Source organism: Actinomadura formosensis NBRC 14204 (assembly GCF_001552155.1).
Taxonomy (GTDB): domain Bacteria; phylum Actinomycetota; class Actinomycetes; order Streptosporangiales; family Streptosporangiaceae; genus Spirillospora; species Spirillospora formosensis.
In genome coordinates, this window is record NZ_BCQQ01000028.1 from 1 (window position 1) to 24,346 (window position 24,346).

21 protein-coding genes are annotated in these 24,346 nt (G+C 72.2%); 6 read left to right on the forward strand and 15 right to left on the reverse strand.

The window, feature by feature from the left end:
- Nucleotides 1-147 precede the first annotated feature (147 nt).
- The 5 genes from AF1_RS09925 to AF1_RS09945 form a co-directional block, all read right to left on the reverse strand.
- Nucleotides 148-1,140 carry a type II secretion system F family protein gene (locus tag AF1_RS09925; protein WP_067795531.1) on the reverse strand — a complete coding sequence of 331 codons (993 nt, stop codon included), beginning with the start codon at nucleotides 1,138-1,140 and terminating at the stop codon, nucleotides 148-150.
- A 16-nt stretch (nucleotides 1,141-1,156) separates the two neighbouring features.
- Nucleotides 1,157-2,458, reverse strand: a complete 1,302-nt coding sequence (locus AF1_RS09930; protein WP_067795534.1) for a CpaF family protein — start codon at nucleotides 2,456-2,458, stop codon at nucleotides 1,157-1,159.
- Between the two features lies 1 nt (nucleotide 2,459).
- Nucleotides 2,460-3,341 carry a hypothetical protein gene (locus AF1_RS09935; protein WP_067795537.1) on the reverse strand — a complete coding sequence of 294 codons (882 nt, stop codon included), beginning with the start codon at nucleotides 3,339-3,341 and terminating at the stop codon, nucleotides 2,460-2,462.
- Nucleotides 3,342-3,343: 2 nt separating this feature from the next.
- Entirely contained in the window at nucleotides 3,344-4,210 is an 867-nt protein-coding gene (locus tag AF1_RS09940; protein ID WP_174548836.1) for a hypothetical protein, read from the reverse strand.
- Between the two features lie 228 nt (nucleotides 4,211-4,438).
- Nucleotides 4,439-5,140, reverse strand: a complete 702-nt coding sequence (locus AF1_RS09945; RefSeq protein ID WP_067795540.1) for a TetR/AcrR family transcriptional regulator — start codon at nucleotides 5,138-5,140, stop codon at nucleotides 4,439-4,441.
- A 112-nt stretch (nucleotides 5,141-5,252) separates the two neighbouring features.
- Here AF1_RS09945 and AF1_RS09950 point away from each other — a divergent pair, with 112 nt between their 5' ends.
- The 3 genes from AF1_RS09950 to AF1_RS09960 are packed head-to-tail and all read left to right on the forward strand — an operon-like array spanning nucleotide 5,253 to nucleotide 11,218.
- Nucleotides 5,253-5,723, forward strand: coding sequence for an SRPBCC family protein (locus tag AF1_RS09950; protein WP_067795542.1), 471 nt, complete (start codon nucleotides 5,253-5,255; stop codon nucleotides 5,721-5,723).
- A gap of 19 nt (nucleotides 5,724-5,742) precedes the next feature.
- Nucleotides 5,743-6,684: an NAD-dependent epimerase/dehydratase family protein gene (locus tag AF1_RS09955; protein WP_067795545.1), complete on the forward strand. Its 942-nt coding sequence runs from the start codon at nucleotides 5,743-5,745 to the stop codon at nucleotides 6,682-6,684.
- 37 nt (nucleotides 6,685-6,721) lie between these two features.
- On the forward strand, nucleotides 6,722-11,218 hold the full coding sequence (locus tag AF1_RS09960; RefSeq protein ID WP_067795548.1) for an FtsK/SpoIIIE domain-containing protein: 4,497 nt from the start codon (nucleotides 6,722-6,724) through the stop codon (nucleotides 11,216-11,218).
- On the opposite strand, the gene AF1_RS09965 is transcribed toward AF1_RS09960, so the two are convergent.
- The 8 genes from AF1_RS09965 to AF1_RS10000 all read right to left on the reverse strand — a co-directional run bounded on the left by AF1_RS09965 (nucleotide 11,219) and on the right by AF1_RS10000 (nucleotide 17,367).
- A complete protein-coding gene (locus tag AF1_RS09965) occupies nucleotides 11,219-11,734 on the reverse strand; it encodes a hypothetical protein (RefSeq protein WP_067795551.1) in 516 nt (171 codons plus the stop codon).
- Nucleotides 11,713-12,117, reverse strand: a complete 405-nt coding sequence (locus AF1_RS09970; RefSeq protein ID WP_131732646.1) for a hypothetical protein — start codon at nucleotides 12,115-12,117, stop codon at nucleotides 11,713-11,715. Before AF1_RS09970 ends, AF1_RS09965 begins: the two co-directional genes overlap by 22 nt.
- Nucleotides 12,118-12,293: 176 nt before the next feature.
- On the reverse strand, nucleotides 12,294-14,459 hold the full coding sequence (locus AF1_RS09975; protein ID WP_067795557.1) for a hypothetical protein: 2,166 nt from the start codon (nucleotides 14,457-14,459) through the stop codon (nucleotides 12,294-12,296).
- Between the two features lies 1 nt (nucleotide 14,460).
- The gene (locus tag AF1_RS09980; protein WP_067795560.1) at nucleotides 14,461-14,694 is read right to left on the reverse strand and encodes a hypothetical protein; all 234 of its coding nucleotides are present in this window, start codon (nucleotides 14,692-14,694) and stop codon (nucleotides 14,461-14,463) included.
- Nucleotides 14,695-14,797: 103 nt separating this feature from the next.
- Nucleotides 14,798-15,106 carry a WXG100 family type VII secretion target gene (locus AF1_RS09985; RefSeq protein ID WP_242608825.1) on the reverse strand — a complete coding sequence of 103 codons (309 nt, stop codon included), beginning with the start codon at nucleotides 15,104-15,106 and terminating at the stop codon, nucleotides 14,798-14,800.
- A gap of 194 nt (nucleotides 15,107-15,300) precedes the next feature.
- Nucleotides 15,301-15,843, reverse strand: a complete 543-nt coding sequence (locus AF1_RS09990; RefSeq protein ID WP_067795565.1) for a hypothetical protein — start codon at nucleotides 15,841-15,843, stop codon at nucleotides 15,301-15,303.
- Nucleotides 15,844-15,978: 135 nt separating this feature from the next.
- Nucleotides 15,979-16,308: a hypothetical protein gene (locus tag AF1_RS09995; RefSeq protein WP_067795567.1), complete on the reverse strand. Its 330-nt coding sequence runs from the start codon at nucleotides 16,306-16,308 to the stop codon at nucleotides 15,979-15,981.
- Nucleotides 16,309-16,320: 12 nt separating this feature from the next.
- Complete coding sequence (locus tag AF1_RS10000) at nucleotides 16,321-17,367, reverse strand: SPFH domain-containing protein (RefSeq protein WP_242608826.1); 1,047 nt, start codon at nucleotides 17,365-17,367, stop codon at nucleotides 16,321-16,323.
- Nucleotides 17,368-17,573: 206 nt separating this feature from the next.
- Between AF1_RS10000 and AF1_RS10005 the strand changes: the two genes are divergently transcribed.
- The 3 genes from AF1_RS10005 to AF1_RS10015 all read left to right on the forward strand — a co-directional run bounded on the left by AF1_RS10005 (nucleotide 17,574) and on the right by AF1_RS10015 (nucleotide 22,072).
- Nucleotides 17,574-19,343: an acetyl/propionyl/methylcrotonyl-CoA carboxylase subunit alpha gene (locus AF1_RS10005; protein WP_067795570.1), complete on the forward strand. Its 1,770-nt coding sequence runs from the start codon at nucleotides 17,574-17,576 to the stop codon at nucleotides 19,341-19,343.
- A 122-nt stretch (nucleotides 19,344-19,465) separates the two neighbouring features.
- Entirely contained in the window at nucleotides 19,466-20,872 is a 1,407-nt protein-coding gene (locus AF1_RS10010; protein ID WP_067795574.1) for a hypothetical protein, read from the forward strand.
- Nucleotides 20,873-21,034: 162 nt separating this feature from the next.
- Nucleotides 21,035-22,072 carry a HAMP domain-containing sensor histidine kinase gene (locus tag AF1_RS10015; protein ID WP_067795576.1) on the forward strand — a complete coding sequence of 346 codons (1,038 nt, stop codon included), beginning with the start codon at nucleotides 21,035-21,037 and terminating at the stop codon, nucleotides 22,070-22,072.
- Here the strand turns inward: AF1_RS10015 and AF1_RS10020 are convergent.
- Both AF1_RS10020 and AF1_RS10025 read right to left on the reverse strand, forming a co-directional pair.
- Nucleotides 22,069-22,728: a response regulator gene (locus AF1_RS10020; protein WP_067795581.1), complete on the reverse strand. Its 660-nt coding sequence runs from the start codon at nucleotides 22,726-22,728 to the stop codon at nucleotides 22,069-22,071. The genes AF1_RS10015 and AF1_RS10020 overlap by 4 nt on opposite strands.
- Nucleotides 22,729-22,854: 126 nt before the next feature.
- On the reverse strand, nucleotides 22,855-24,240 hold the full coding sequence (locus AF1_RS10025) for an NAD(P)H-quinone dehydrogenase (protein ID WP_067795583.1): 1,386 nt from the start codon (nucleotides 24,238-24,240) through the stop codon (nucleotides 22,855-22,857).
- Nucleotides 24,241-24,346 lie beyond the last annotated feature (106 nt).

Here is a 24,346-nt window from a genome sequence, read left to right on the forward strand (position 1 = left end):
GGCCGAGCCGCTGCTCCTCCAGGTCGCGGCGGCGGGCCGCGTCGAGCGCGGACATCCGGGCGGCGAGGCCGGGACGGGCCGGGAACAGCGCCCGGACCAGCACGTACAGGCCGAGGCCGACGGCGGCACCGGCGAGCATCGCGGCGTTCACGACGCGCCACCCCCTCCGGCGTCCATGGTGTGGCGGCCGCGCAGCGGAAGCTCCTGCGGGCCCTGCTCGCGGGCCGCGGGGTCCTGCCAGCCCGCGACCGTGCTCGGCACCTCGCCGGGGACGCCCGGCTCGGCGGGCTTGCGGGGCTCGCTGAGGAACCGGCCCGGCAGCTCGTACCGCGCCAGCCGCCGCAGCCACAGGAACGCCGCCCCGTACAGGGCGACGACGACGCAAAGGACGAGCTGCCCGAGGAAGTCGTCGTACGGCTCGACGTAGGAGTGGTTGAACACGGCGAGGGCGAGGGCCGTCCCGACGGAGACGGCGACGACGATGCGGACGCTGCGCCGGGTGGCGCGCCGGTCGGCCTCGACGCGGCGCCGCATGTCCAGTTCGGCGCGGGCGGAGGTCGCGAGCGCGCCCAGCATGTCGCGCAGGCCGGGCCCGCGCAGCTTGGCGTTCAGGATCAGCGCGGCGACCACCAGGTCGGCGGACGGGTCGTCGAGGTCGTCGGCGAACCGGCGCAGCGCCTCCGGCATCGGGACGCGGGTGTGCAGCCGGTCGACCAGATCGCGCAGCGGCCGCTGCAGCGCGGGCGCGGCGGCGCGCTGCGAGGCGGGGATGGCCTGTTCGAGGCCGACCGCGCCGGCGATCGTGTCGCGCAGCGACTCGGTCCAGCCGGCGAGGCCCTCCAGCCGCGCCATGCCCCGGCGTTCCTCGGCGGCGCCGCCCGCCAGGCCGTTCCAGGCGAGGACGAGCGCGCCGGTGCCGGCGGCGGCGATCGGCCAGCGCGTCATGACCAGGACGGCGACGCCGACGATGACGGCGACGGCGGTGCGGGTGGTGAGGGTGCGCACGAGGTCCTCGCGGCTGCGTCCCCGGGCGGGCCGCGCGCGGGCCGGCAGCCCGCGCAGCGCGACGACCAGCAGCGCGATCCCGCCGCCGGCCGCGGCGCCCGCGATGACGGCGAGCAGGACGTCCGCTGCGTACATCACCCGTCTCCCCCGCTCACCAGGCACCTGCGGCGGACGGGTCGTAGCCGTGCTCGGCCAGCTCGGCGGCGCACGCGATCGGCGCGGCCGGGACGGCGGCCCCGCCGGGAGCGAGCGCGAACACCTCCGACGACAGCACCCGCCCGTCCACGCCCGTGACCTCCCGGACGCTGGACACGAACCGGCGCAGCCGGCCCCCGGAGGCGTAGTCGTTGCGCTTCTCGATGAACACGACGAAGTCGATCGCGCCCGCGATCAGCATGTGCGTCGCCTCGACCGGCAGCCGCTCCTGCGACTGGATCGCGTACGTGGCGACGCGGTTGAAGACCTCCACCGACGAGTTCGCGTGGATCGTGGACAGCGACCCGTCGTTGCCCTGCGTCATCGCGTTCAGCATCGTGACGATCTCGTCGCCGAGCACCTCGCCGACGATCACCCGGGACGGGTTCATGCGCAGCGACCGGCGGACCAGCTCCGCCATCGAGATCGCGCCCTGCCCCTCGGAGTTCGGCAGCCGCTGCTCGAACGCCACGCAGTTCGGGTGCAGCTCGGGGAACGCGTCCAGGCCGAGTTCGAGGGCGCGTTCGACGGTGATGAGCCGCTCGTTCGACGGGATCTCGTTGGCGACCGCGCGCAGCAGCGTCGTCTTCCCCGCGTTCGTCGCGCCCGCGATCATGATGTTCTTGCGGGCGCGCACGGCGGCGCGGAAGAACCGCGCGAGTTCCTGGCTGAACGTCCCGTTGCCGACCAGGTCGGCGAGGAACACCTTGCCGAGCCGGGCGCGCCGGATCGACAGCGCGGGGCGGACCGTCACGTCCATCACGGCCGACAGCCGCGACCCGTCCGGCAGGCGCAGGTCGAGCTGCGGGTTCGCGGTGTCGAACGGACGCGACGACAGCCCGCTGTAGGCGGCGAGGATCTGGATCAGCTCGACCAGCTCCTCGTCGCTCTCGGCGACCGGCTCGCCCATCTCCTCGCGTCCGTCGGCGTACCCGATGAACACGCGGTCGCAGCCGTTGATGTCGATGTTCTCGATCTCGGGGTCTTCGAGCAGCGGCTGGAGCCGGCCGACGCCGAACAGCGCCGCGTGCACCCCGGCGGCGAGCGCCTCCTCCTCTTCGGCGTTCGGCGGGCGGCGCCCGGAGGTGATCTCGCCGCGGGCGAACTCCTCCAGCACCTGGCCGATGATCGCGCGGGCGAACTGCCGCTCGTCCTCCCCGGACATCGGCGGCAGCCCGCTCGCCGCGTCCAGCCGGCGCTGCTGCGCCAGCCGGTCGCCGACCTCCTGGCGGAGGCGTTTGACGAGCCCGTGGTCCATCTCAGCGCCTCCCCTCCTCGCCGGCCGGCACCCGCGCGGGCGGGACGTCCGGCGCGGCGGGTTCCCGCGGCGCGTCCGGCACCGCCGGGAGCCGCCCGGTGAGGTCGGCGGCGACCTCGCGCGCCGACCGGATGAGCAGCGAGCGGTCCAGCCGGCCGCCCCACCGCCCGGACAGCAGTTCGGCGCCCTTCGGGTCGAGCGCCAGGCCGCCGAGGACGCTCACCCCGGGCTGCGGCGGCCCCTGTGCCGGGTCGGGCGCCTGGCCCCGGTTCCGCGCGATGATGCGGTCGACCTCGGCGATCGAGCCGCGGAAGTCGCGCGGATCGGCGAGCACCAGCACCCCGACCGGCGGGCCGCCGCGCAGTTCCTCGGTCAGTGCGGCGACGCGTTCTCGCAGGTGGGCGACCTGTTCGAGGGTGGCGCGGGTGAGCAGGACGACCAGGTCGGCCTCCCGCATCAGCTCGATCAGCGGCGTCCCCGCGCCGAGCCGTCCGCAGTCGGCGATCACGTCCACCGGGGCGAGGCCCGCGAACGCCCGGCCGAGCGGCCCCCACAGCCAGGTCATCGCCTGCGCCTGCTCGGCGTTGGTGATCCCGACGAGGACGTCGAGGCCGCCGACGAGCCGCTGGCAGTGCTCGGCGATCTGGTCGGGGCGCAGGCCGCGGCGGGCCGTCGCGGCGAGGCTGAGCAGCCCGCGGGACGGGTTGAGCGTCCCGCCGCGCCCGTCGCCCTCCGCGGCGGCGGGCAGCCGGTACACGAGGTCACCGCCCGCCTGGTCGCACTCGGCGACCAGCACGGGACGCGGCCACACGGCGCCGAGCGCCACCGCCGCGGTCGTCACGCCCGGCGCCCCCTTGTCGGCCGCGAGCGCGATGAGGGCCACCGTCAGTCACCGCCCGCGCCCGAACCGTGCGTGCCGCCCGTTCCCCGGGTGCCGCCGGGGACGGGCTCGACGCCGCCGGGCCGCCGGCCGCCGGTCTGCTGCGGGTTCACGGGCGGCGCGGACACCTTCGTCCCGTCCGGGATCAGCGCGACCGCGACCGCCCCGGCCGAGGCCGCCTGCGTCACCTGCGCCGCGTCCGCCGGGAGGACGGCGACGTCCATGCTGGTCTGGTCGGAGCGCAGCCGGGTCGGGCCGCCGCCGTCCCCGCCGCCGGAGCTCATCACGATGGCGTCCTGGGCGAGGACGGTCCCGGCGCGCGGGCCGCCGTTCTGCCCGCCGCCGACCGCGTAGAGGATGACGTGCTGCCCCCTGGCCAGGGCGCCGGACGGCGTCTGGCCGGGTTTGAGCGCGAGCCCGACGATGACGCGCCCGCTCTCCGGGGCGTCCGACGAGCTGATCATGGAGTTGGTCAGCAGCGCGCCCCGCACCAGCCGGACGGCCGCGACGTGCCGGGTCACCTTCGCCCGCTCCGACCAGCGGAGGTACTCGATTCCGGTGTCACCGATCTGCACCTCCTCCAGGGCGCTCGCCGGGATCTGCTGCCCGGCCGCGACCGGCTGCGCGATGCGGATCGCCGACACCCGCTCGCCGCTCGCCATCACCAGGTAGGCGCTGGCGAGGGCGCCGCCGAGGATGAGCAGCACCGCGAGCGCCGCCAGCGCGGGCTTGCGTTCGCGAGGGGAGGTGGGAAGCCGCTGCCCACCGGAGGTGCCGAGCCCCGACCGGCCGAGCCCCGCCGTCCCGCCGGAGGAGCCCGCCCCACCACCGCCGGAGATGGTCGACTGGTTGGACTTCATCGCGCTGCCCACGCGCTCCTTCCCGCCCTCCCGCGGACCTCGTCCTGCGAGATTCCCACGTCACCGAGCGTTCCATGCTTGCGGGGGCGGCAAGGTCCCGTCAATGGATTCGGTGAGGTGTAGCCGTTCCGTATCCGGGCGCACCTCGTTGACCTGGGAATTCGCCGACCACTTGGCTACTGACCACAAGTCACTTCTGTCACTGACCACATGCTGGACGCGTCCGGAGGCCCCGCGCGGTCACGGCTTCAGGCCGACGAGGTGGCCGAGCAGCGTCATCGTGTGGTCGAAGTAGGCGGCCCTCTCCTCGATCACGTTGTTGAATTGCCCGAACAATTCGAAGCTGACCGTCCCGTACAAACCGGCCCATGCTGTGAAGGCTCGGACAATCACGTCATCGGGGATGTCCATGGGGAGCGCGGCGCGCGCGCGGGCCAAGTCCTCGGCAAGTGAAGGCGGCGCCGGAGGGCACGGGCCGACAGGGTCGAGCGCACCGGCCTGGTACGCCTCGGTGACGATCCGCGTGAAGACGACCGTGTCGCGTACGGCGGCGGGGACGGTGTCCTGTGGCGCCTTGTAGCCGGGGACGGGCGAACCGTAGAGCAGCGCGTACTCGTGCGGATGCTCCAGCGCCCACCCGCGGACGGCCCTGCACACGGCGAGCCACCGTCCGGCGAAGTCGCCGGACGGTGCGTTCGCGTCGGCCCGCTCGACGGCCTCCCCGACGGCGTTGTACCCGTCGATGATCAGCGCGGTGAGCAGGTCGTCGCGGCTCGGGAAGTACCGGTAGATCGCCGACGACACCATGCCCATCTCGCGGGCGACCGCGCGCAGCGACAGCCCCGCCGCGCCCTCGGTGGCCAGTTGCCGCCGCGCGATCTCGGTGATCTCCCGGATCAACTCCGCCCGTACCCGTTCCCGTGCCGTACGACCAGCGCTCATGGTGCGAGCTTAACAGAGCATCGCACCGAAGCGAGAGCACTGCTCTTGACAACAGTGCTCTCCAGAGAGAGCATTGCTCTCGTAACGGAGCACTGAAACGAAGGAGCCGCTCATGCCGAGCCCGGCGATCCTGCACGACGAGTACGCGCTGCGCGGGCGCATCGACGAGTCCGCGCCCGTGACCAGCACGTCCAGCGTCCTGATCGACGCGCCCGCCGCGCGGGTCTGGGACGTCCTCGCCGACCTGCGCGGCTGGGAGACCTGGGCGCCCGGCTTCCGGCTGCGGGCGCTGGAAGCGGTCGAACCGGGCCGCGAGTTCCGGTGGGCCCAGAACGGCACGCCGCTGCGCTCCCGGTTCGCCGTGGTCGACCCCGGCCGCGAGCTGAGCTGGACGGGCGCCTTCCTCGCCCTCTACCGGGCCGTGGACCGCATGACGCTGGCCCCGCAGGAGGGGCGCACCCGCGTCACCCTGCAGGAGTCGCTGGACGGCCCGCTCGTGCGCATCCTGTTCGGGGAGCGGCGGCTGCGCGCCGCCCACCAGATCCGGCTCGCCGCCCTGAAATCCCACATCGAGACCCGCTGACGGCAGAAGGAGAGACACCATGGGCAAGCATGTGATCGTCGGAGCGGGACAGGCCGGCGGCCACCTGGCCGAGCGGCTGGCCGGGCAGGGGCACGACGTCGTGGTCGTGACGCGCTCCGGCTCCGGGCCCGAGGGCGTCGAGCGGGTCGCCGCCGACGTCACCGACCGGGCCCGGCTCACCCGGATCGCGCAGGGCGCCGACGCCCTCTACAACTGCGTCAACCCGAAGTACCACCGCTGGGCGCAGGACTGGCCGCCGATGGCGGCGTCCTTCCTGGGCGCCGCCGAGGAGACGGGCACCGTCCTGGTGATGCTGGGCAACCTCTACGGGTACGGGCCGGTGGACGGGCCGATGACCGAGGACCTGCCGCTCGCCGCGACCGGCACCAAGGGACGGGTGCGGGCGAAGATGTGGGAGGACGCGCTGGCCGCGCACAAGGCGGGGCGCATCCGGGCCACCGAGCTGCGGGGCTCCGACTACTACGGGCCCCACAGCACCGACCAGTCCTACATCGGCCAGACGCGGTTCGTGAAGCCGCTGCTCGCGGGCAAGCGGGTGTCGTACCTCAGCGACCCGTCCGTCCCGCACGCCTGGACGTACCTGCCGGACGTCGCCGAGGCGCTCGCCATCGCGGGGACGGACGAGCGCGCCTGGGGGCGCCCGTGGCACATCCCGACGGGCCCGGCCGTGTCCGCGCTGGAGGTCGCGGAGCGGCTGTGCGAGATCGCCGGGGCGCCGAAGCCGCGCCTCTACGAGGTGCCGTACCCCGTCGTCCACGCGGCCGGGTGGTTCTTGCCGATGGCGAAAGAACTGCGGGAGACCCGCTACCAGTTCGACAAGCCGTTCATCCTGGACTCTTCCGCGTTCGAATCCACGTTCGGGATGGCGCCGACACCGCTGGACGACGCGCTGCGGACCATCGTCGCCGCCTCGCGGAAGTCGGAGGGTAGTGGTAATTAAGCTGAACGCGCTCGCCCGGAGGACGTCGGAGGCTCGGATGCGGATCTCGTTCACGGCGCTGACCGGCGGCGGCCCCCGGGATGTCGTGCTGAACGTCGACGCCGAGGTCACCGTGGACGGGGTCGCCCAGTCGCTCGCCGCCACCCTGAACGGCCCGCCGCCCGCATCGGCCCCCCGCTTCTCCAAGGCCGCCCTGCTCGCCAAGGACGGCTCCCGCAAGGCCCTCTGGATGGACGGCCGGATGCTCGACCCGCAGGCCCTCGCCGTCAAGGAACTGCGCGACGGCGCCGTCGTGGCGGTCGAGCGGCGCGGCGCCGCCGCCACCGTCCTCACCGAGCCGACGGGGCTCGTCGAGGTCCGGGCCGTCGGCGGCCCGGCCGCCGGGTCGGTGCACCGGCTCGGCCTCGGGACCAGCACGATCGGGTCCGGGCGGGACGTGGACGTGACGCTCGACGACCCGTCCGTCCCGGCACGGTCGCTGCGGCTCACCGTCGGGCGCGACACCGTCCAGGTCGAGGCGTCCGCGCTGACGATGCGGGGTTCCGCCGCGCTGGACGGAACACCGCTGGGCGCGAAGACGGCATGGCCGGCGGGCGCGCTGCTGACGGTGGGCGACAGCGTGCTGGCACTCGCGCCGAGCACCGCGCCCGACACGCATCTGGAGCCGCTGCCGGAGGGCGGGCTGGCGTTCAACCGTCCCCCTCGGCTGCATCCGGCGCACCGGGTGCGGACGCTGGAGGTCCCGAAACGTCCCGAACGCAACCCGCGCGAGCGGCTCCGGCTGTTCGGCGCGCTGCTGTTCTCGGCGTTCGGCCTGGCCATGGCGTTCGGTCTCGGGCAGTGGTGGTGGGCGCTGTTCGCGCTCGCCTGGCCGGTGATGACGGTCGGCGAGTGGATCGGCGACCGGCTGCACGGCCGCAAGTCGTACAAGCGGGCGCTGAAGGACTACCACCGCAGGTCCGGCGAGTTCGACGGCGAGCTGGAGCGGCTGCGGCGCGAGGACGAGGCCGAACGGCGCGCCCTGCACCCCGATCCCGCCGAGGTGCTGCTCACCGCGACCGGGCCGCGGCGGCGGCTGTGGGAGCGCCGGGGCACCGACCCCGACGTCCTCCACCTGCGGGTCGGGCTCGCCGATCTGCCCGCCCGGATCAAGCTGACCGGCGACGCCGCGGGACACGGGCGAGGCGGAGACGCGCCGCCGCACCCGGGACACGACATCCCGATCCCGGCGGCGCGGCGGGTTCCGGTGGCGCTGCCGCTCGCCGACCTGGGCGTCGTCGGGCTGACCGGCCCGCGCCACGCGTCGCGCGCGCTGGCCCGGTGGATGGTCGCGCAGGCCGCCGTCCTGCACAGCCCCCGCGATCTGGCCATCGTCGTCCTGTCCGCCGACCAGCGGGCCGGAGACGAGTGGAACTGGGTGCGCTGGCTGCCGCACTGCGCGCCGCGCGAGGGCGAAGACTGCGTGGCCCTCGTCGGGGCGGACGCAGAGTCGGCCGCGCACCGCATCACCGAACTCGCCATCAAGGTGACGGAGCGGCGGCGTGCCGCGCAGGCCGAATCGTCGTTCTTCGGCCGGGAAGGGGCGCCGTCCGTCCCGTACAACATCCTGATCGTGCTGGACGGCGCGCGCGCATTGCGCCGTCTGCCGGGGATGCCGATGCTTCTGTCGCGAGGCGCCGAGTACGGTCTGTACGCCATCTGCGTGGACGACGAGGAGCGCCTCCTCCCGGAGGAGTGCCAGGCCGTCGCCGCATGGGATCCGCAGCACCCCTCCCAGGTCCGGCTTCAAGGGCAGGGGCTCGAAGTGCTCGGTCCCGTGCTCGCCGACCAGGTTTCTGCGGCCTGGACAGACCGGGTGGCGCGCGCGCTGGCCCCCGTCCGGGACGTCTCCCGTGAGGACGCCGAAGACGCCATCCCGACCGACGTACGGCTGCTCGACCTCCTCGACATGCCGGAGCCCACGGCCGAGCACATCCTTCAGTCGTGGCACAGGACCGGTGGGCGCACCACCCGCGTCCCCATAGGGCTCGGCTCAGGGCAGCCGTACGAGATCGACCTCCGGGCTGACGGCCCCCACGGCCTCATCGCGGGAACCACGGGCGCCGGCAAGTCGGAACTCCTGCAAACGCTCATCGCGTCCCTCGCCGTCGCGAACCGCCCGGACGAGATGACGTTCGTCCTCATCGACTACAAGGGCGGCGCCGCGTTCAAGGACTGCGCCCGCCTCCCCCACACCGTCGGCATGGTCACCGACCTGGACGGCCACGCCACCGAACGCGCACTGGAGTCCCTCGCCGCCGAACTCCGCCGCCGCGAGGAGATCCTGCTCGAAGCGGGCGCCAAGGACATCGACGACTACAACGACCTGCGCCCCGGCCGGCAGGGCCTGCCGGCCATGCCGCGGCTCGTCCTCGTCATCGACGAGTTCGCCGCGATGGTGACCGAACTGCCCGACTTCGTCACCGGGCTGGTCGACATCGGACGCCGGGGGCGGTCACTCGGCGTCCACCTGATCCTCGCCACGCAGCGTCCCGCCGGGGTCGTCACCGCCGACATCCGCGCCAACACCAACCTGCGGATCGCCCTCCGCGTGACGGACCCGGACGAATCCACCGACGTTCTCGACACGCCGGACGCCGCGCAGATCTCCAAGTCGACACCGGGACGCTGCTACATCCGCTCGGGCGTGTCATCGCCGCATCCCGTCCAGTCCGCACGGATCGGCGGACGCCGCCCCGGCGCGGTCGCCCGGGGCGCGACCGTCCTGCCGCTCCCCTGGCAGGGCCTCGGCCACCCGCTGCCCGCCCCGCGCGAGGCCGCCGACGACGCCTCGACGGCGACCGATCTCGGCGTCCTCGTCCAGGCGATCGACGAGGCCGCCCGCCGCGCCGGCATCGCCCGCCTGCCGTCCCCCTGGCTGAACCCGCTGCCCGATCAGGTCAGGCTGACGCCCCGCACCGCCGCCGGCGGCTCCGTCGTGGACGTCCCGCCGATCCCGTTCGGCATCACCGACCTCCCCGCCGTCCAGTCCCGCGAGGAACTGGCCCTCAACCTCGCCTCCGGCGGCCACCTGTACCTCGCCGGGTCCGCCCAGTCGGGCCGCTCGACCGCGCTGCGCACCATCGCCGGTTCCCTGGCCGCGTCCTGCTCCCCCTACGACGTCCACCTGTACGCGATCGACTGCGGCGCGAACGCGCTGCTGCCGCTGGTCTCCCTGCCGCACTGCGGCGCCGTCGTCCCCCGCGACCAGCTCGACCGCTGCGAACGGCTCCTCACCGCGCTGACCGCCGAGGTCGCCCGCCGCCAGCAGCTCCTCGCCGAGGCCGGGTTCGCCTCCCTCGCCGAACAGCGCGCCGCCGTCGCCGCCACCGACCGGCTCCCCTGGATGGTCCTGCTCCTCGACCGCTGGGAGGGCTTCCTCGGCGCGTTCGAGCACTACGACTACGGGCGCCTCGTCGACCAGACCATCCGGCTGCTGCGCGAGGGCGCCGCCGTCGGCCTGCGCGCCGTCTTCACCGGCGACCGCTCCGGTCTCGGCGGCCAGATCTCCACCGTCTTCGACCGCCGCCTCATCCTGCGGATGGCCGACCCGAACGACTACGGCTACGGCGGCCTCCAGGACAAACAGGTCCCCGCCGCGATGCCGCCCGGCCGCGCCCTGGAACCCACCGCTCCCGGGGCGCCCCCGCGCGAATCCCAGATCGGCCTGCTGGGGGACGACCCGTCGGGCACGTCCCAGGTGGCCGCCCTCCAGGAGATCGCCCGGACCTGCGTGTCCCGCTACGGCCGCCTGCCCCGCCGCCAGCGTCCCCTGCACGTGGACGAACTCCCCGTCCGCATCACCTACCGCGAGGCCATGTCGCTCGACCCCGAGTTCCTCGCCCCGTCCCCGCTCTGGGCGCTGGTGGGCGTGGGCGGCGACACCCTCACCCCGGTCGGCGTCGACCTGCTCAACGAGGGCCCCGGCTTCGCCGTCGCCGGCCCGCCCCGCTCCGGCCGCTCCACCACCCTCCGCACGATCGTCCACTCCCTCCTCGACCCGGCCGCCGGCGGCGGCCTCGTCCCCGTCGTGCTGGTCACCCCCCGCCGCTCCCCGCTCCGCCTGCTGTCCAGCCGCCCCGGCGTCCTCGGCCTCCTGACGTCCGACTCCGATCCCGACGACCTCGCCGACGCCATCGGCGACGAACACCGCTACGTCGTCGTCGTGGACGACGCGGAACTCCTCGACGAAACCGACCTGGACGACGCCCTCCGCGACGTCCTGCGCACCGCCCGCGACGGCGAGCACGCCGTCGTCATCGGCGGCACCACCGACGACCTGGGCCGCGGCTACCGCGGTTTCCTCTCCGACACCCGCCGCTCCCGCTCCGGCGTCCTGCTGTCCGTCGACTCCCCCGACGACGGCGACCTCTTCGGCCTCCGCCTCCCCCGCAACGCCCCGCTCGGCGGCCCCACCGGCCGCGGCCTCTTCGTTGCGACCGGCGTCACCACCCAGATCCAGGTGGCCCTCCCGCCCCCGGCCGGCAGCGACTGATCAACCCCGGGAATACCGCCTGTCGACCGTCCCGAACGAGGGATCCATCCACTTCGCGACCTTCTCCGGCGACGGCCTGTGCTTGGCCGACCGCCACACGCAGAAGAACACCACAACGAACGCAACCGCGATGGTCACCGCATAGTCGGCACCGTATTCGATCTCGTACTTCTCACCCGGATCAAAGGAGAACGCGAAGGTCGAGATGACGGTGACGCATCCGACCAACCATGTCACACACGAGATCACACGAGTCGCCGCGGCACTCGCCGCCACCCCCAGCAGCAAAGTGACCATCATCAGCAAGGGCAGCCACCTGCCCGGCCCGTCCACCTCCGGCGCCAAGGCCAACTCCCAGAGAACATAGGTGGTGCCGCGCACGTCAGTCCACGGCGCCATCGTCCACCCCGTCAACGCCATCGTGACGGCCGTCCCCCACACCGCACAACGAATCCGCCGCTCGAACTCGGCAACACCGAGTGCGGGCCCCCTGCTCATGACGGCCTCGGCGTGCACTTGTGAAGCTCCCCGAACCGCTTCTCCGCGATCCGCATGAAGTCGAACATGTCCTGAACCGCATCCCGTCCCCGCACCACCGGTACAAAATCAATACTGATCCACGGCTTCTTCTTCCCACACCGGAACAACGCGATCACGAAGTTGGGGAGCCCGTCGAGTCCACCGGCCGGCCGATACCCGGCCAGCCCCCGCCCCAGCTCGGACGGAAGTTGATGAGGTGATTCGTGCGCCCAGTTCTCCCGCTGCGTCCGCAGAATCTCTCCCCCCTCGTTGTACGACCACTCGACCCCCAACGAAAACGGCCCTTTCGGAGGCGACGCCAGGCAGAGCCCGTTATCCGTCTGCGGTCCATCCCAGTCGCTCTTCAGCGGGGAGGTCACTCCCGTGGCTCGCCGGAAAGCGGACTCGGGCACCAGGTCACAAAGGTAGGGGGCACTATCCGCCACAGGCCGCACGTCAAGGGATGAATCCGCCCCCCGCGGACCCCCGCCATCGCACCCGGCAGCGAAGATCACCATGATCGCCGAGAGAAGCCCCAGAACCCTTCGCACCGAAGTCACCGCTGACTGCTCGGAGTCACACTTTTGCCATCCGAGCTCTTGTAATGCCCGGCCGTCTTCTCTCGCCCGTTCCGCATCGATTTCTGCACATCATCGCTGATGTCACCTAGATTCAGCCTGTTACCGGCCCAGTGCAGAAATTTTTCCAGCTCCACGTCGCTCAGCGATTCGATAGGACGAATCTTGGGGTCCGGCCCTTTCGTGGCGAACGATTTCCCCGCCAGGCCCGGACCATCGAGACGACCGTGGCTCGCCATCGAGGACACGACCATCTGACTGAACAAGCGTTCAACACCCTCTGTTTCGGTCGTGGGGGCCAAGATCTTCTGGTCGGGCTTGTCGGCCAGCCTCTTCGCTATGACGTCGGTCAGTTTTCCGGTGAGCTGCAGCATCGTGGCCTCGTAGGGTTTCCCCACCGCCGGGACGTGCTCCGCGACCAGTGTCGTGCCGATCGGGACGAGTCCGAGGCCGGCCCCGACGTATTTGCGCATGCGGTCGAGGTCTTCGGCGAGCCGGCCTTCTTCGGCCCCGACCGACTGGTGACGGGCTTCCAGGAGATGGCCGAACATCCAGCCCTCGCCCGCGATGGCGTTCGACAGATCGGCGTTCTTGACGATCGCCCGGTCGATGACGAGCTTGGAGTGGGCGATCTGGCCCAGGAGGAGGTGTTCGTAGGCGCCGGCGTCCCGGGTCACGTCCACGAGGAGATAGTCCAGGTCCTCGCCGGTCATTCCCGTGGATCCGGGTTTGTCGGTGTAGCCGTCGAGCCGGACGATGTCGTGCAGTTTCTCAAGGTGGGCGACGAGGACCGTGGCCATGGCGGGACGCAGGCCCGACAGTTCGTCGTAGTGCTTGGGACGGGAGATGGCGTCGCTCACCTGGCCGTGTCTCAGGGAGTCGAACGGCCCCCTCTCCCGGATCCGGAGCTTGCCATCCTTGACTTCGAAGTTCTTGCGGGTGTCGGCGGCGAGGATCTTGGCCACCGCGAAGGCGAGGCGGGTGGATTCGGGGTCCTGGGCGGTGGCGGCGGACTGGATCGTCCCGCCCAGGGCGGCGCCGTGGTCTGTGGCGCCCCAGACGGGGCGGCGGTCGTGGAGAAGGTACTGGAGGGTCGAGCCTCTGAAGGCGGGTTCGGTGCCCTTCTCGAAGGGCCCCATGTAGACGTGGGTCAGGAGGGCCTGTGAGGTTTCCTTGCCGGAGAGGGCGGCGGCGGTGAGGAGGGGTGCCAGGAAGTCCGTCTTGCGGTCGCCGGGGACGACCTTGGTCGTGGTGGGGTCCAAGGCATTGCCCAGGCCGGCCTTGCCGGTGAGGGTGGGGAGCGGTTCCTGGCCGAGGGTTTTCCGCAGGCGGCTGTCGTAGGCGATCATGTCGCTGCCGACGACCTCGATGAAGTGGGCGGAGAAGCGGGTGTCGCCGGCGGCGGTCAGGAGGGTGGAGAGGGACTGGTAGCCGGACGTGCCGTTCGGCGGGGTGCTGAGGGGCGGGAAGTTCTCGCGGCCGGCCGCGGTGAGGGCGCGCAGGTAGTCGTCGCCCAGGTAGGCCCGCGTGTCGGGGCGGGTTGCGAGGGCTAGGCTGCGGCCCAGCAGGGCTAAGGCCGCGCGGGTTTCGGCGGCGTGGGCGTCGAGGCCGTCGCGGGGCTGCCGGACGTCGGCGGCGAGCGGGGCGGTCAGGTCCATCGGGAGCTTGAGGAGGGCCTCGGGGCCGAGGGCCTCCAGGAGGCCCTTGGCGAACATCGGGGTGATGTCCTGCGGGTGGAGGCGGCGCAGGGCGGCCCTGGCGGCGGGGTCGCCGGACGCGGCGCGGCGGAACAGGTCGGCGCTGCGGCGGCCGGCGGCGTAGCCGACCTGGTCGGTGTAGCGGTCGGGGAGCTTCAGGTAGGTGCCGTCCTGACGGCAGACGACCATGGCGAGTTTCTGCCGGTCGAGGTCGTGGGCGAGCTGGTTGCGGCGGCGCAGGTCGGAGGCGGCCCGGTCGGCCCAGGCGGCGATGCGTTTGATCTCCATCGCGGGCGCCGTGCTGACCTTGGCGGCGTTGAGCGCCTGCCACAGCTGGTCGGCGAGTTCGGCGAGTTTCGGGGCCGCCTGCGTCATCTGCTGGGTCATGTGCTCGAACTCGGCGAGCTTCACGCCGCAGGTGCCCGGGTCAAGCCATGCGTCGCCCATGTCACCGCCGGTTCAGTTCGTCCCGGACGAGTTGCAGGGCTTTGCGCAGTTCGGCGTGCAGGGCGGCGTCGTTCTGGTCGAGCTTGTGCGCGAAGCTCCGGGCCGCTCCGCCGCCGACCCAGGCGTGGTCGTCCATCGCCTGGCGGGCCGAGGTGAACAGGTGCCAGTGCTGATCGGACAGCACCTGAATGCGGCCAAGGAGAAATTGCAGTTGCAGCGACTCGGGCTTGCTCACGTACGTCCCTCTGGCATCGGGCATGGCCCGGCTGCGGGGGACGCCGGGGAGGTGATGCGGGTCCCGGCCTCGGGGGGATGGGCCGGGACCCGCGGCTCGGGGGTCAGCGAGTGGCGGCCTCGATGTTCTGCTGGGACTTGCGAATGTCCTGGCTGCCCTGCTCCAGCGCGAGGGCCATCTTGTCGAAGGCGGTCTTGGCCTCGGCCCAGGCGGCGCGGAAGCGGTCGGCGCCGGGGCCCCACCAGGCTGCGCTGCTGCTCACGGTGCGGCCGTTCAGGTCCTTGATCAGGGCGTCGAGGTTGCGGGAGTGCTTGCTGAAGATGCGGGACAGTTCTTCGAGTTCGCCCAGGTTGGCGCCGCGCTTGTCGCCCATCGCTCCGGCCCTTTCGTCGCTGCTCGCCGAACGTTTCACCGTGATGCGGAAAGAATGGCGTCAGCTTACGCCCCATCGATCACGTGAATCCAGCCGGACAACGCCGATCACGGTCCTGAACGGCCATATTCCCGCCATCTCGGGATGTCCGGATGTGGCCAGATCGGAGTTGTGACGAGCATACTTACTGCTCGTCAAGGGAATTTCAGCGCGATTCCGGGCCGAAAGCGCGGTCAGCGGTCGGCGGGGGCCGGGTCGTTCACCGGGTGCGCATCCGGGTCCAGGACGCGTTCGGCGACCAGGGTGATCTGCTCGCCGCGCGTCTGGAACTCGAACCGGCGCCGCACCGCCTGGGTGACCTTGCCTCCGCCGTAGCGGACCTCGGTGTGCTCGACCGCCTCCAGTGTGATGCGGTCCCCCGTCCGGACGGCACGGCTCGGGTCGAGGCGGGTGCGGGCGCCGGTGTAGGCGGGGCCTCCCTCGACGGGTGCGCGGTTATGGGTCTCCAGTTCGCGGACGGCCCGTTCCTGCGAGCGCATCAGCCGCGGGGAGATCCGCACTCCGAGGACCTCGGCCGGCATGGCGCGGCGGTCCCGGTCCCGTTTGGGCACGAGCGCCTGGGAGCGGCGTTCCAGGAGGGTGTTCGCGGCGACGGTGAGTTGCCGGGTGACGTAGTCGTCGACGGCAGGGCTCCCCCGGCGGACGGCCGACGAGGGTGTCAGCAGGCAGGCTGCCAGAGCGACCGCCAGGCCGACCCGGGGCCACGGGCGAACCATCGGCGTCTCCCGCTGGTCGGGGGCGAGCAGATTCGTGCCGAGATTACACCGGCCGGCGCGGCGGGGACGGCCCGCTTCCGCGCGAAGGCCCGCGCCCCGGTGGAGAAGGGCGCGGGCCTTCCGGGGAGTCGCGGGTCAGTCCGCTTCGATCTCCAGCGCGGCGACGCGGGACCGGGCCTGCGCCATCGCCTCGTGATAGCGCTCCTCCCATGCCGGGTCGCCGTCCGGGATCTCCGCGACCGTCTGCCGCCCGCTCTCGGCGAGCAGGTCCCCGGCGCCGTTGCGGGAGACCCGACGGACGACGACCGCGGTGACGCCGCCGGACGACTCGGTGTGGGTCTCCCAGCGGGCACCCCGCTCCAGCGCGGCCCCGGCGGACGCCGACCGGTCCGCGAACGCGTACATCAGCAGGACGACCACCACGGCGGCCACCGCCAGCGCCACCAGGACGATCAGGAACCGCATGACGCCTCCCCGTCACCTGCCCCGCATGAGCGAGCCGTTCGGGTTGCCGGGCGCGTAGACGGTGATGCCCTGCGGGAGCGCCTTCAGTTCCTCGATCCTCGCGCAGGTCGGGCACTTGTTGTAGCCGTCCTGGCGGGCCTTGTTGGCCGCGGCCTCCGCCTTGGCCGTGGCGACCTTCGCCTGTGCCTCGCTGACCTGGGCGAACGCGGCCTGCGCGCGGTCCACGGCGTCCTGCACCTTGGACGGCAGAGTGATCCGGACGAGGTTGAAGTGGATGTTGGTGACGAACTTGCCGCCGAGCGTCTGCTCCAGGTCGGCGGCCAGGCTGGTGTTGATCGCGTTCTGCACCTTGGCGATGTTGGCGTTGTTGCTCTGCGCCTGCTGCCCCGCCGGCTGGGCGTTCCTCGGCTGCGCGCTGGAGTTCTGCACCAGGGCGCAGGACGAGACGAGCTCGGCGCACCGGAAGCTGTTGATCTGGCTGCGCAGGTCGTTGTCGATCACCGGCCGGACGATCTGGTCGAGGAACGCGGACCAGCCCTTGTCGCCGTCGTAGACGCTGTACATCTCGCCGCCGGCGCTGCGGAACTTGCGCGTCCCGTACTTGTCGTCGAAGTCCTTGATCGTCTTGTGGTCCAGGTTGAGGGTGAAGTACAGCGTGCCCTCGATGCCCATGTTGACGCCGTCCGAGCTGGGCACGGTGACGACGTCGACGCCGGTCTCGTCGCCCTTGTTCGCGTCCGAGGTGATCGTGTAGAAGCGCTGCTGGGCGGGGTACTTGTGGACCTGCGAGTACAGGCCGATCCAGACGCGCCCGGAGCCGGGGTCGATGACCTGCCGGATCCTGTTGTTGTCGAAGAACCCGCCGTTGCGGACGACGGCGATCTCGCCGCCGCTGGTCCGCTCGAAGCCGCCGAACAGGGCGCTGAGCACCGGCCAGCCAACGACGACGAGCAGCACGGCGGTGACGATCGCGGTGCGCCTGCGCGGCCTGCTCAGCGCCGTGAGCGGGCTCTTGCCCGCGGACCGGTTCTTCCCGGCGGACGACTCCTTGTTGGCCACGACCACTCCTCTCGTACCCGTGCCACTCGGCGCCCGGGTTTCACGATGAGACGGAGGAGGGGCCGGCGGGGCTCCGGCGGTCACCAGACCGTTATCCCGCGAATCCTCCCGATATCTGGGACCTGGACCCCCTATAAGGAGGGGCTTACGAAATGCTGGAACGGCGGTTATCTAGACTGCCTGCGAGGTTCAGGGAGGAGACCCACGTGCGCAAGGTCCTGATCGCCAACCGCGGTGAGATCGCGGTCCGTATAGCCCGTGCCTGCCGCGATGCGGGGTTGGCAAGTGTGGCGGTGTACGCCGAACCGGATCTGGAGGCGCTGCACGTTCGGGTCGCCGACGAGGCGTTCGCCCTGGGTGGGCAGACCGCCGCCGAAAGCTATCTGAACATCGAGAAGCTGCTGAAGATCGCGGCGGAGGCGGGCGCGGACGCCGTCCACCCCGGCTACGGGTTCCTGGCCGAGAACGCCGACTTCGCCACCGCCGTCGAGAACGCCGGGCTGACCTGGATCGGTCCGCCGCCCGCCGCGATCATCGCGCTGGGCGACAAGGTGCAGGCCCGGCACATCGCGCAGCGGGTCGGCGCGCCGCTGGTGGCCGGCACCAAGGACCCGGTGTCGGGCGCGGACGAGGTCGTCGCGTTCGCCGAGGAGCACGGCCTGCCCATCGCGATCAAGGCGGCGTACGGCGGCGGCGGACGCGGCCTGAAGGTCGCCCGGACGCTGGAGGAGGTCCCCGAGCTGTACGAGTCCGCCGTCCGCGAGGCCGTGGGCGCGTTCGGGCGCGGGGAGTGCTTCGTCGAGCGGTATCTCGACAGGCCCCGGCACGTGGAGACCCAGTGCCTGGCCGACAAGCACGGCAACGTGGTCGTCGTCTCCACCCGCGACTGCTCACTGCAGCGCCGGCACCAGAAGCTCGTCGAGGAGGCCCCGGCCCCGTACCTGACCGGCGAGCAGGTCGAACTGCTCTACAGCTCTTCCAAGGCCATCCTCAAGGAGGCCGGGTACGTCGGCGCGGGGACGTGCGAGTTCCTCGTCGGGCAGGACGGCACGATCTCCTTCCTTGAGGTCAACACCCGTCTCCAGGTCGAGCACCCGGTCACCGAGGAGGTCGCCGGGGTGGACCTCGTCCGGGAGATGTTCCGCATCGCGGACGGCGAGGAGATCGGTTACGGCGACCCCGCGCTGCGCGGCCACTCGATCGAGTTCCGGCTGAACGCCGAGGACGCCGGCCGCGGGTTCCTGCCCGCCGTGGGGACGCTGACCGCGTGGGAGCCGCCGACCGGACCGGGCGTCCGGCTGGACGCGGGGTACGGCGCCGGGCAGAGCGTCCCGCAGGCGTTCGACTCGCTGATCGCCAAGCTGATCGTGACGGGCGCGACGCGGCGGCAGGCCGTCGAGCGGTCCCGGCGCGCGCTGGCCGAGTTCGTGATCGAGGGGATGCCGACCGTGCTGCCGTTCCACCGGGCGGTGCTGGAGGACCCGGCGTTCGTCCCGGCGGACGACGAGACCCCGTTCAGCGTCCACACCCGGTGGATCGAGACCGAGTTCGACAACCGGATCCCGCCGTATGAGACGGCCCCGGCCGGGGACGAGACGGAGGAGGGCGAGCGGGAGCGCGTCACCGTCGAGGTCGGCGGCCGGCGCATCGAGGTCGTCCTGCCCGCCGGGTTCGGCGGCGGGGCCGCGTCCGCCGCCGGGAAGGCCCAGCCCGCCAGGCGGCGCGGCGGCAAGACGGGCGGCGCCGCGCAGGCGTCCGGTGACTCGCTGGTCAGCCCGATGCAGGGCACCATCGTCAAGATCCTCGTCGCGGACGGCGCGGCGGTGGAGGCCGGCGACACCATCGTCGTCCTGGAGGCGATGAAGATGGAGCAGCCGCTCACCGCGCACAAGGCCGGGACGCTGACCGGCCTCGCCGCCGAGGTCGGGCAGACCGTCTCGGCGGGCACCGTCCTCTGCGAGATCAAGGACAGCTGAGCGCGAACCGCCCCGCCCGGCACCGGGCGGGGCGGCCGGATGGGCGCGGTCCCCATTGAGGACGGCCGTAAATCCGCCGCGGGAACGAGTCATCAGGCCGTTCGCGTGGGCAGACTGGCAACATGAGCACCGAGAACCGGGCCATCCGGGCGGCGCGCCGGGGCACCGCCTGGGCGATCGTCGGCGCCGTCGCCGTGCCAGTGTTCGCCCTCACGGCCCCCGCGCATGCCGCCCCGGCACAGCCCTCCCCCGCCCAGGCCGGCACGGTCCAGGCCGGCACGATTCAGGCCGCATCGACGCACGTCACGGTCGCGCCCGGCGCGGCGACCCGCGACACGGTGGGGCAGATCGCCAAGGGCCTCATCGACTCGCGGCTGTACGTGACGAGCGAGGCCGGGAACGTGCTGTCCCCGGCCGACCAGAACGAGATCAAGACATCGCTCGGCGGAGACGGCGACGCCGACATCCGGGCCGTGGTGGTCAGCAACAACGTCACGGGAAGCCAGGTCAGGCAACTGCTCCCGGCCGTCGCCGACCGGGTCGGCAAGGGGCAGACGTACGTCGCCGTCACCGCCGACGGCAGCAGGATGGCCGCGGTCTCCAAGAAGCTCGACGGCAGCGAGATCAACCAGATCATCACCCGCACCAACGGCGCACCGCTGAAGCAGCGGCTGATCGACTTCGGGAACCGCGCCGAGAAGAAGGTCGACGACAAGGCCCAGTCCGGTGCGATCGTCGGATACGTCGTGATCGGCGTGCTCGTGCTGATCGTGGCGGCGGGCACGGGCGTGTTCCTTACCGCGCGCAAGCGGCGCCAGGAGCGCGAGGCCAGGGAGATGGCCGACCTCAAGCAAGGCGTTCAGGAGGATGTCACCCTCCTCGGCGAGGACATCGCCCGCCTGGACCTCAACGTCATGGACAGGGACCTCGACCCCGCCATCCGCGCCGACTACGAGCGCGCGATGGACTCCTATGACAGCGCCAAGACGGCGACGGAGCGCGCCGGCCGTCCGCAGGACATGCAGGCCGTGACGACCGCGCTGGAGGACGGCCGCTACTACATGATGGCGACCCGCGCCCGGCTGGCCGGAGAGCCCATCCCCGAACGGCGCGCACCGTGCTTCTTCAACCCGCAGCACGGGCCGTCCGTCCAGGACGTCGTGTGGGCACCGCCCGGCGGCAGCGCCCGGTCCGTCCCCGCGTGCGCGGCCGACGCCGAGGCCGTCCTGCACGGGACGGAGCCGGACATCCGGATGGTCCCGTACCAGGGTGCCCGGCAGCCGTACTGGAACGCCGGCCGCGCGTACGCGCCCTACGCCGGCGGCTACTACTACGGCTACGGGGGGTTCGACATGCTCGGCGGCCTGATGGTCGGCACCATGCTCGGCTCGATGATGGGGCACGGCCTCGGCTGGGGCGGCGACGGGTTCGGCGGTGACGGCTTCGGCGGAGGTGACGGAGACGTCGGCGGCGGCTGGGACTTCGGCGGCGGTGATTTCGGCGGCGGCGGCGACTTCGGCGGCTTCTGAGCGGCGCGGACGCCGGTGCCGCGGGCGGCGGCGGGCGGCGCGGCCCCGGCCCGCGGCGGTGCCATCGGGTCCGGTGCCCATGGCCGGGGGTGCGCACCGTGCAGGCCGGCGTCCAGGCACCCCGCATGGACAAGGGACGGCCTCATGCGGTGACGTGGTGCCATGAGCAGGACTCCCGCCTCGGCACTGTACTGGCGCATCCTCGGCATCAACGGGCTGATCTTCGCGATCGGGACGGTCCTGCTGGCCGTGGCGCCCGTCACCATCTCCTCCCCGATCCTGCTGCGGGAGCTCGCGGTCCTGGTGATCGGGCTGGTCGTGATGATGGCGGCGAACGCGGTGCTGCTGCGCGCCAGCCTGTCGCCGCTGGAGCGGCTCACCGCGCTGATGGCGCGGCTGGACTCGCTGCGCTCCCGCGACCGGCTCTCCGCCACCGGCAACGGCGACCTGTTCCAGCTCGTCGACCAGTTCAACGCGATGCTGGACCGCCTGGAGGCCGACCGCAGCATCAGCACCGCGGTGGTGCTGGACGCGCAGGAGGCCGAGCGGCGCCGCATCGCCCAGGAACTCCACGACGAGATCGGGCAGTCCCTGACCGTGGTGCTGCTGGAGCTGAAGTCGGTGGTGGACCGGGCACCGCGGGAGGTGGCGGAGGAGCTGCGGGGCGTCCAGGAGGTCGTCCGGTCCAGCCTGGACGAGGTGCGCCGCGTCGCCCGGCGGCTGCGCCCCGGCGTCCTGGACGACCTGGGCCTGACCAGCGCGCTCAACGCCCTCGCGGCGGACTTCTCCGGGACGGGCGGGCCGCGCGTGACCCGCCGCGTCCAGAGCGGGCTGGCGGGCCTCGGCCCGGACACCGAGCTGGTCATCTACCGGATCGCGCAGGAGAGCCTCACCAACGTGTGGCGGCACTCCGGCGCACGCAGCGCCGAACTGTCGCTGACGCAGGACGAGGACGGATGCGTCGTCCTGCGGGTCGTGGACGACGGTTCCGGCCCGCCCGCGGAGATCACGGCCGCGGGCGCGGCGGGGGGCACGGGGGGACGTCCGCTCTCCAAGGACACGGCCGGCTCCGGCGTCCACGGCATGCGGGAACGCGCGATGCTCATCGGGGCGCAGCTGACGATCGGGCCCGCCGGCGGCGGCGGAACCGAGGTCGAGCTGAAGATCCCGCCGGCGGCTTCGCGGCGCGCGGCGGGCTAGGGCTCGACGAGCCCCACCCGGATGGCGTACTTCGTCAGCTCCAGCCGGTCCCGCATGCCGAGCTTGCCGAGGATGTTCGCGCGGTGCCGGTCGACGGTCTTCACGCTGATCGTGAGCGTCTCCGCGATCTGCTTGGACGAGTACCCCTCCGCGATCAACTTGATGATCTCCTCCTCGCGCGGGGTGAGGATGCCGCCCTGGCCGTGCCCGTCCCGTTCCCGGGCGAGATACTCGCGGATCAGCGCGGTCACCGCCGCCGGGTACAGGAACGGCTCGCCGCGCATCGCGGCGCGGACCGCGTTCAGCAGGTCCCGGTCGGCGACGGACTTCAGCACGTAGCCGGACGCCCCCGCCTTCAGCGCCTCGAACAGGTACTGCTCGTTGTCGTACATCGACAGGATCAGCGTCCGAACCGTGGGGAAGCGCCGGGAGATCTCGCGGGCGGCCTGCAGCCCCGTCATGCGCGGCATCGCGATGTCGAGGATCGCCAGGTCGACGCCGCCGGCGGCGAGCGCGTCGATCGCCTCCGCGCCGTCGGCCGCCTCCGCGACCACGGTCAGGTCGGGTTCGGCGTCCAGGATCAGGCGCAGCCCCCGGCGCACCAGCGCGTGGTCGTCGGCCAGCAGTATCCGGGTGGCGGACTCGCGCGTGTGCACCCGATCACCTCCGGTCTCGCCTTCATCCTAGGCGCGGGGCACGACGCGGACCCTTCCCCACCTGCGCGGATACATAATGCGTGATGCCGATATGGGGGTCGTTCCCGGTGTGGACGGGCGCGTCGCCTAGTAGGCGTGCTCGGACATCAGCCGCCGGGACGCCTCGGTGATGCTGCCCGACAGCGACGGGTAGACCGCGAACGTGTGCGCCACCTGGTCGACCGTGAGGTGCTGCTGGACGGCCAGCGACACGCCCAGGATCAGCTCGCTCGCCCGCGGCGCCACGATGACGCCGCCGAGCACGATCCCCGTGGACGGCCGGCAGAACAGCTTCACGAAACCGTCCTCGAAGCCCTGCATCTTGGCGCGCGCGTTGGTGAACAGCGGCAGCATGACCGTCCGGGCGTTGACCTCCCCGGAGTCGACCATGTGCTGCGTCACACCGACCGACGCGACCTCGGGATCGGTGAAGATGTTGGAGGAGACCCAGCCGAGCTTGAGCGGCTGCACGGCCTCCCCCAGCGCGTGCCACATCGCGATGCGTCCCTGCATGCCGGCGACGGACGCGAGCATGAGCACGCCCGTGCAGTCACCGGACGCGTAGATGTGCGGGACGGACGTCCGCGACACCTTGTCGACCTCCACGAAACCGCGCGCGTCGAGCCGCACGCCGGCCTCCTCCAGGCCGATCCCCTTGGTGTTGGGCACCATCCCGACGGTCATCAGGCAGTGCGTGCCCTCAAGCTTCGTCCCGTCCTCCAGGGTGACGATCACACCGTTGCCCGAACGCTCCACCCCCGCCGCACGGGACCGCGACATGACGTTCATCCCGCGCCGCAGGAACACCTCCTGCAGGACGGCCGCGGCATCGGCGTCCTCCGTCGGGAGGATCCGGTCGCGCGAGGACACCAGCGTCACCCTCGACCCGAGCGCCAGATAGGCCCCCGCCAGCTCGGCGCCCGTCACACCGGAGCCGACCACGATCAGCTCCTCGGGCAGCTCCGGCAGGTCGTACAGCTGGCGCCAGCTCAGGATGCGCTCGCCGTCCGGCTCGGAGCCCGGCAGCACACGCGGCGTCGCGCCCGTCGAGACGAGCACGATGTCGGCCCGGATGCGCCGGTCGCCGACCGCGACGACGTGCGGCTCCACCAGCCGCCCCTCACCGCGGACGATCTTCACCTCCTCGTAGGCGAGCCGTTCGGCGACGTCGAACGACTGGGCCCGCGCGAGGTCCTTCACCCGCTTGTTGACGGTCGGCATGTCGGCCTCAAGGGCGCCGACGATCCCGTCCGGGCCGCCGTTGAACCGCAGGCCGAGGCCCGCCGACTCCGACATGACGGAAATACGGGTCGAGGTGGCGATGAGCGTCTTGGAGGGCACGCAGTCGGTGAGCACACAGGCGCCGCCCGGACCGTCCCGTTCGATGACGGTCACGTCCGCGCCGAGCTGGGCCGCGACGAGCGCGGCCTCGTAACCGCCCGGGCCTCCTCCGATGATCACGATGCGGGTCACATCTCCATTGTTTCCTACTCCGGGTAGTGAAAGGTCCCGCCCCCGCCATGGACAGAGCACGGGGCGTGTCACCTGGGGCGTCCCCAAACCCCGAGACAGGCGTGGC

What these genes read in the sequence shown, in the direction of transcription:
- AF1_RS09960 (WP_067795548.1), top strand. Translation starts at nt 6,722, where the DNA reads ATGCGGATCTCGTTCACGGCGCTGACCGGCGGCGGCCCCCGGGATGTC.
- AF1_RS09945 (WP_067795540.1), bottom strand. Translation starts at nt 5,140, where the DNA reads ATGAGCGCTGGTCGTACGGCACGGGAACGGGTACGGGCGGAGTTGATC.
- AF1_RS09925 (WP_067795531.1), bottom strand. Translation starts at nt 1,140, where the DNA reads ATGTACGCAGCGGACGTCCTGCTCGCCGTCATCGCGGGCGCCGCGGCC.
- AF1_RS09995 (WP_067795567.1), bottom strand. Translation starts at nt 16,308, where the DNA reads ATGCGGTTCCTGATCGTCCTGGTGGCGCTGGCGGTGGCCGCCGTGGTG.
- AF1_RS09990 (WP_067795565.1), bottom strand. Translation starts at nt 15,843, where the DNA reads ATGGTTCGCCCGTGGCCCCGGGTCGGCCTGGCGGTCGCTCTGGCAGCC.
- AF1_RS09950 (WP_067795542.1), top strand. Translation starts at nt 5,253, where the DNA reads ATGCCGAGCCCGGCGATCCTGCACGACGAGTACGCGCTGCGCGGGCGC.
- AF1_RS10015 (WP_067795576.1), top strand. Translation starts at nt 21,035, where the DNA reads ATGAGCAGGACTCCCGCCTCGGCACTGTACTGGCGCATCCTCGGCATC.
- AF1_RS10010 (WP_067795574.1), top strand. Translation starts at nt 19,466, where the DNA reads ATGAGCACCGAGAACCGGGCCATCCGGGCGGCGCGCCGGGGCACCGCC.
- AF1_RS09975 (WP_067795557.1), bottom strand. Translation starts at nt 14,459, where the DNA reads ATGGGCGACGCATGGCTTGACCCGGGCACCTGCGGCGTGAAGCTCGCC.
- AF1_RS09930 (WP_067795534.1), bottom strand. Translation starts at nt 2,458, where the DNA reads ATGGACCACGGGCTCGTCAAACGCCTCCGCCAGGAGGTCGGCGACCGG.
- AF1_RS09955 (WP_067795545.1), top strand. Translation starts at nt 5,743, where the DNA reads ATGGGCAAGCATGTGATCGTCGGAGCGGGACAGGCCGGCGGCCACCTG.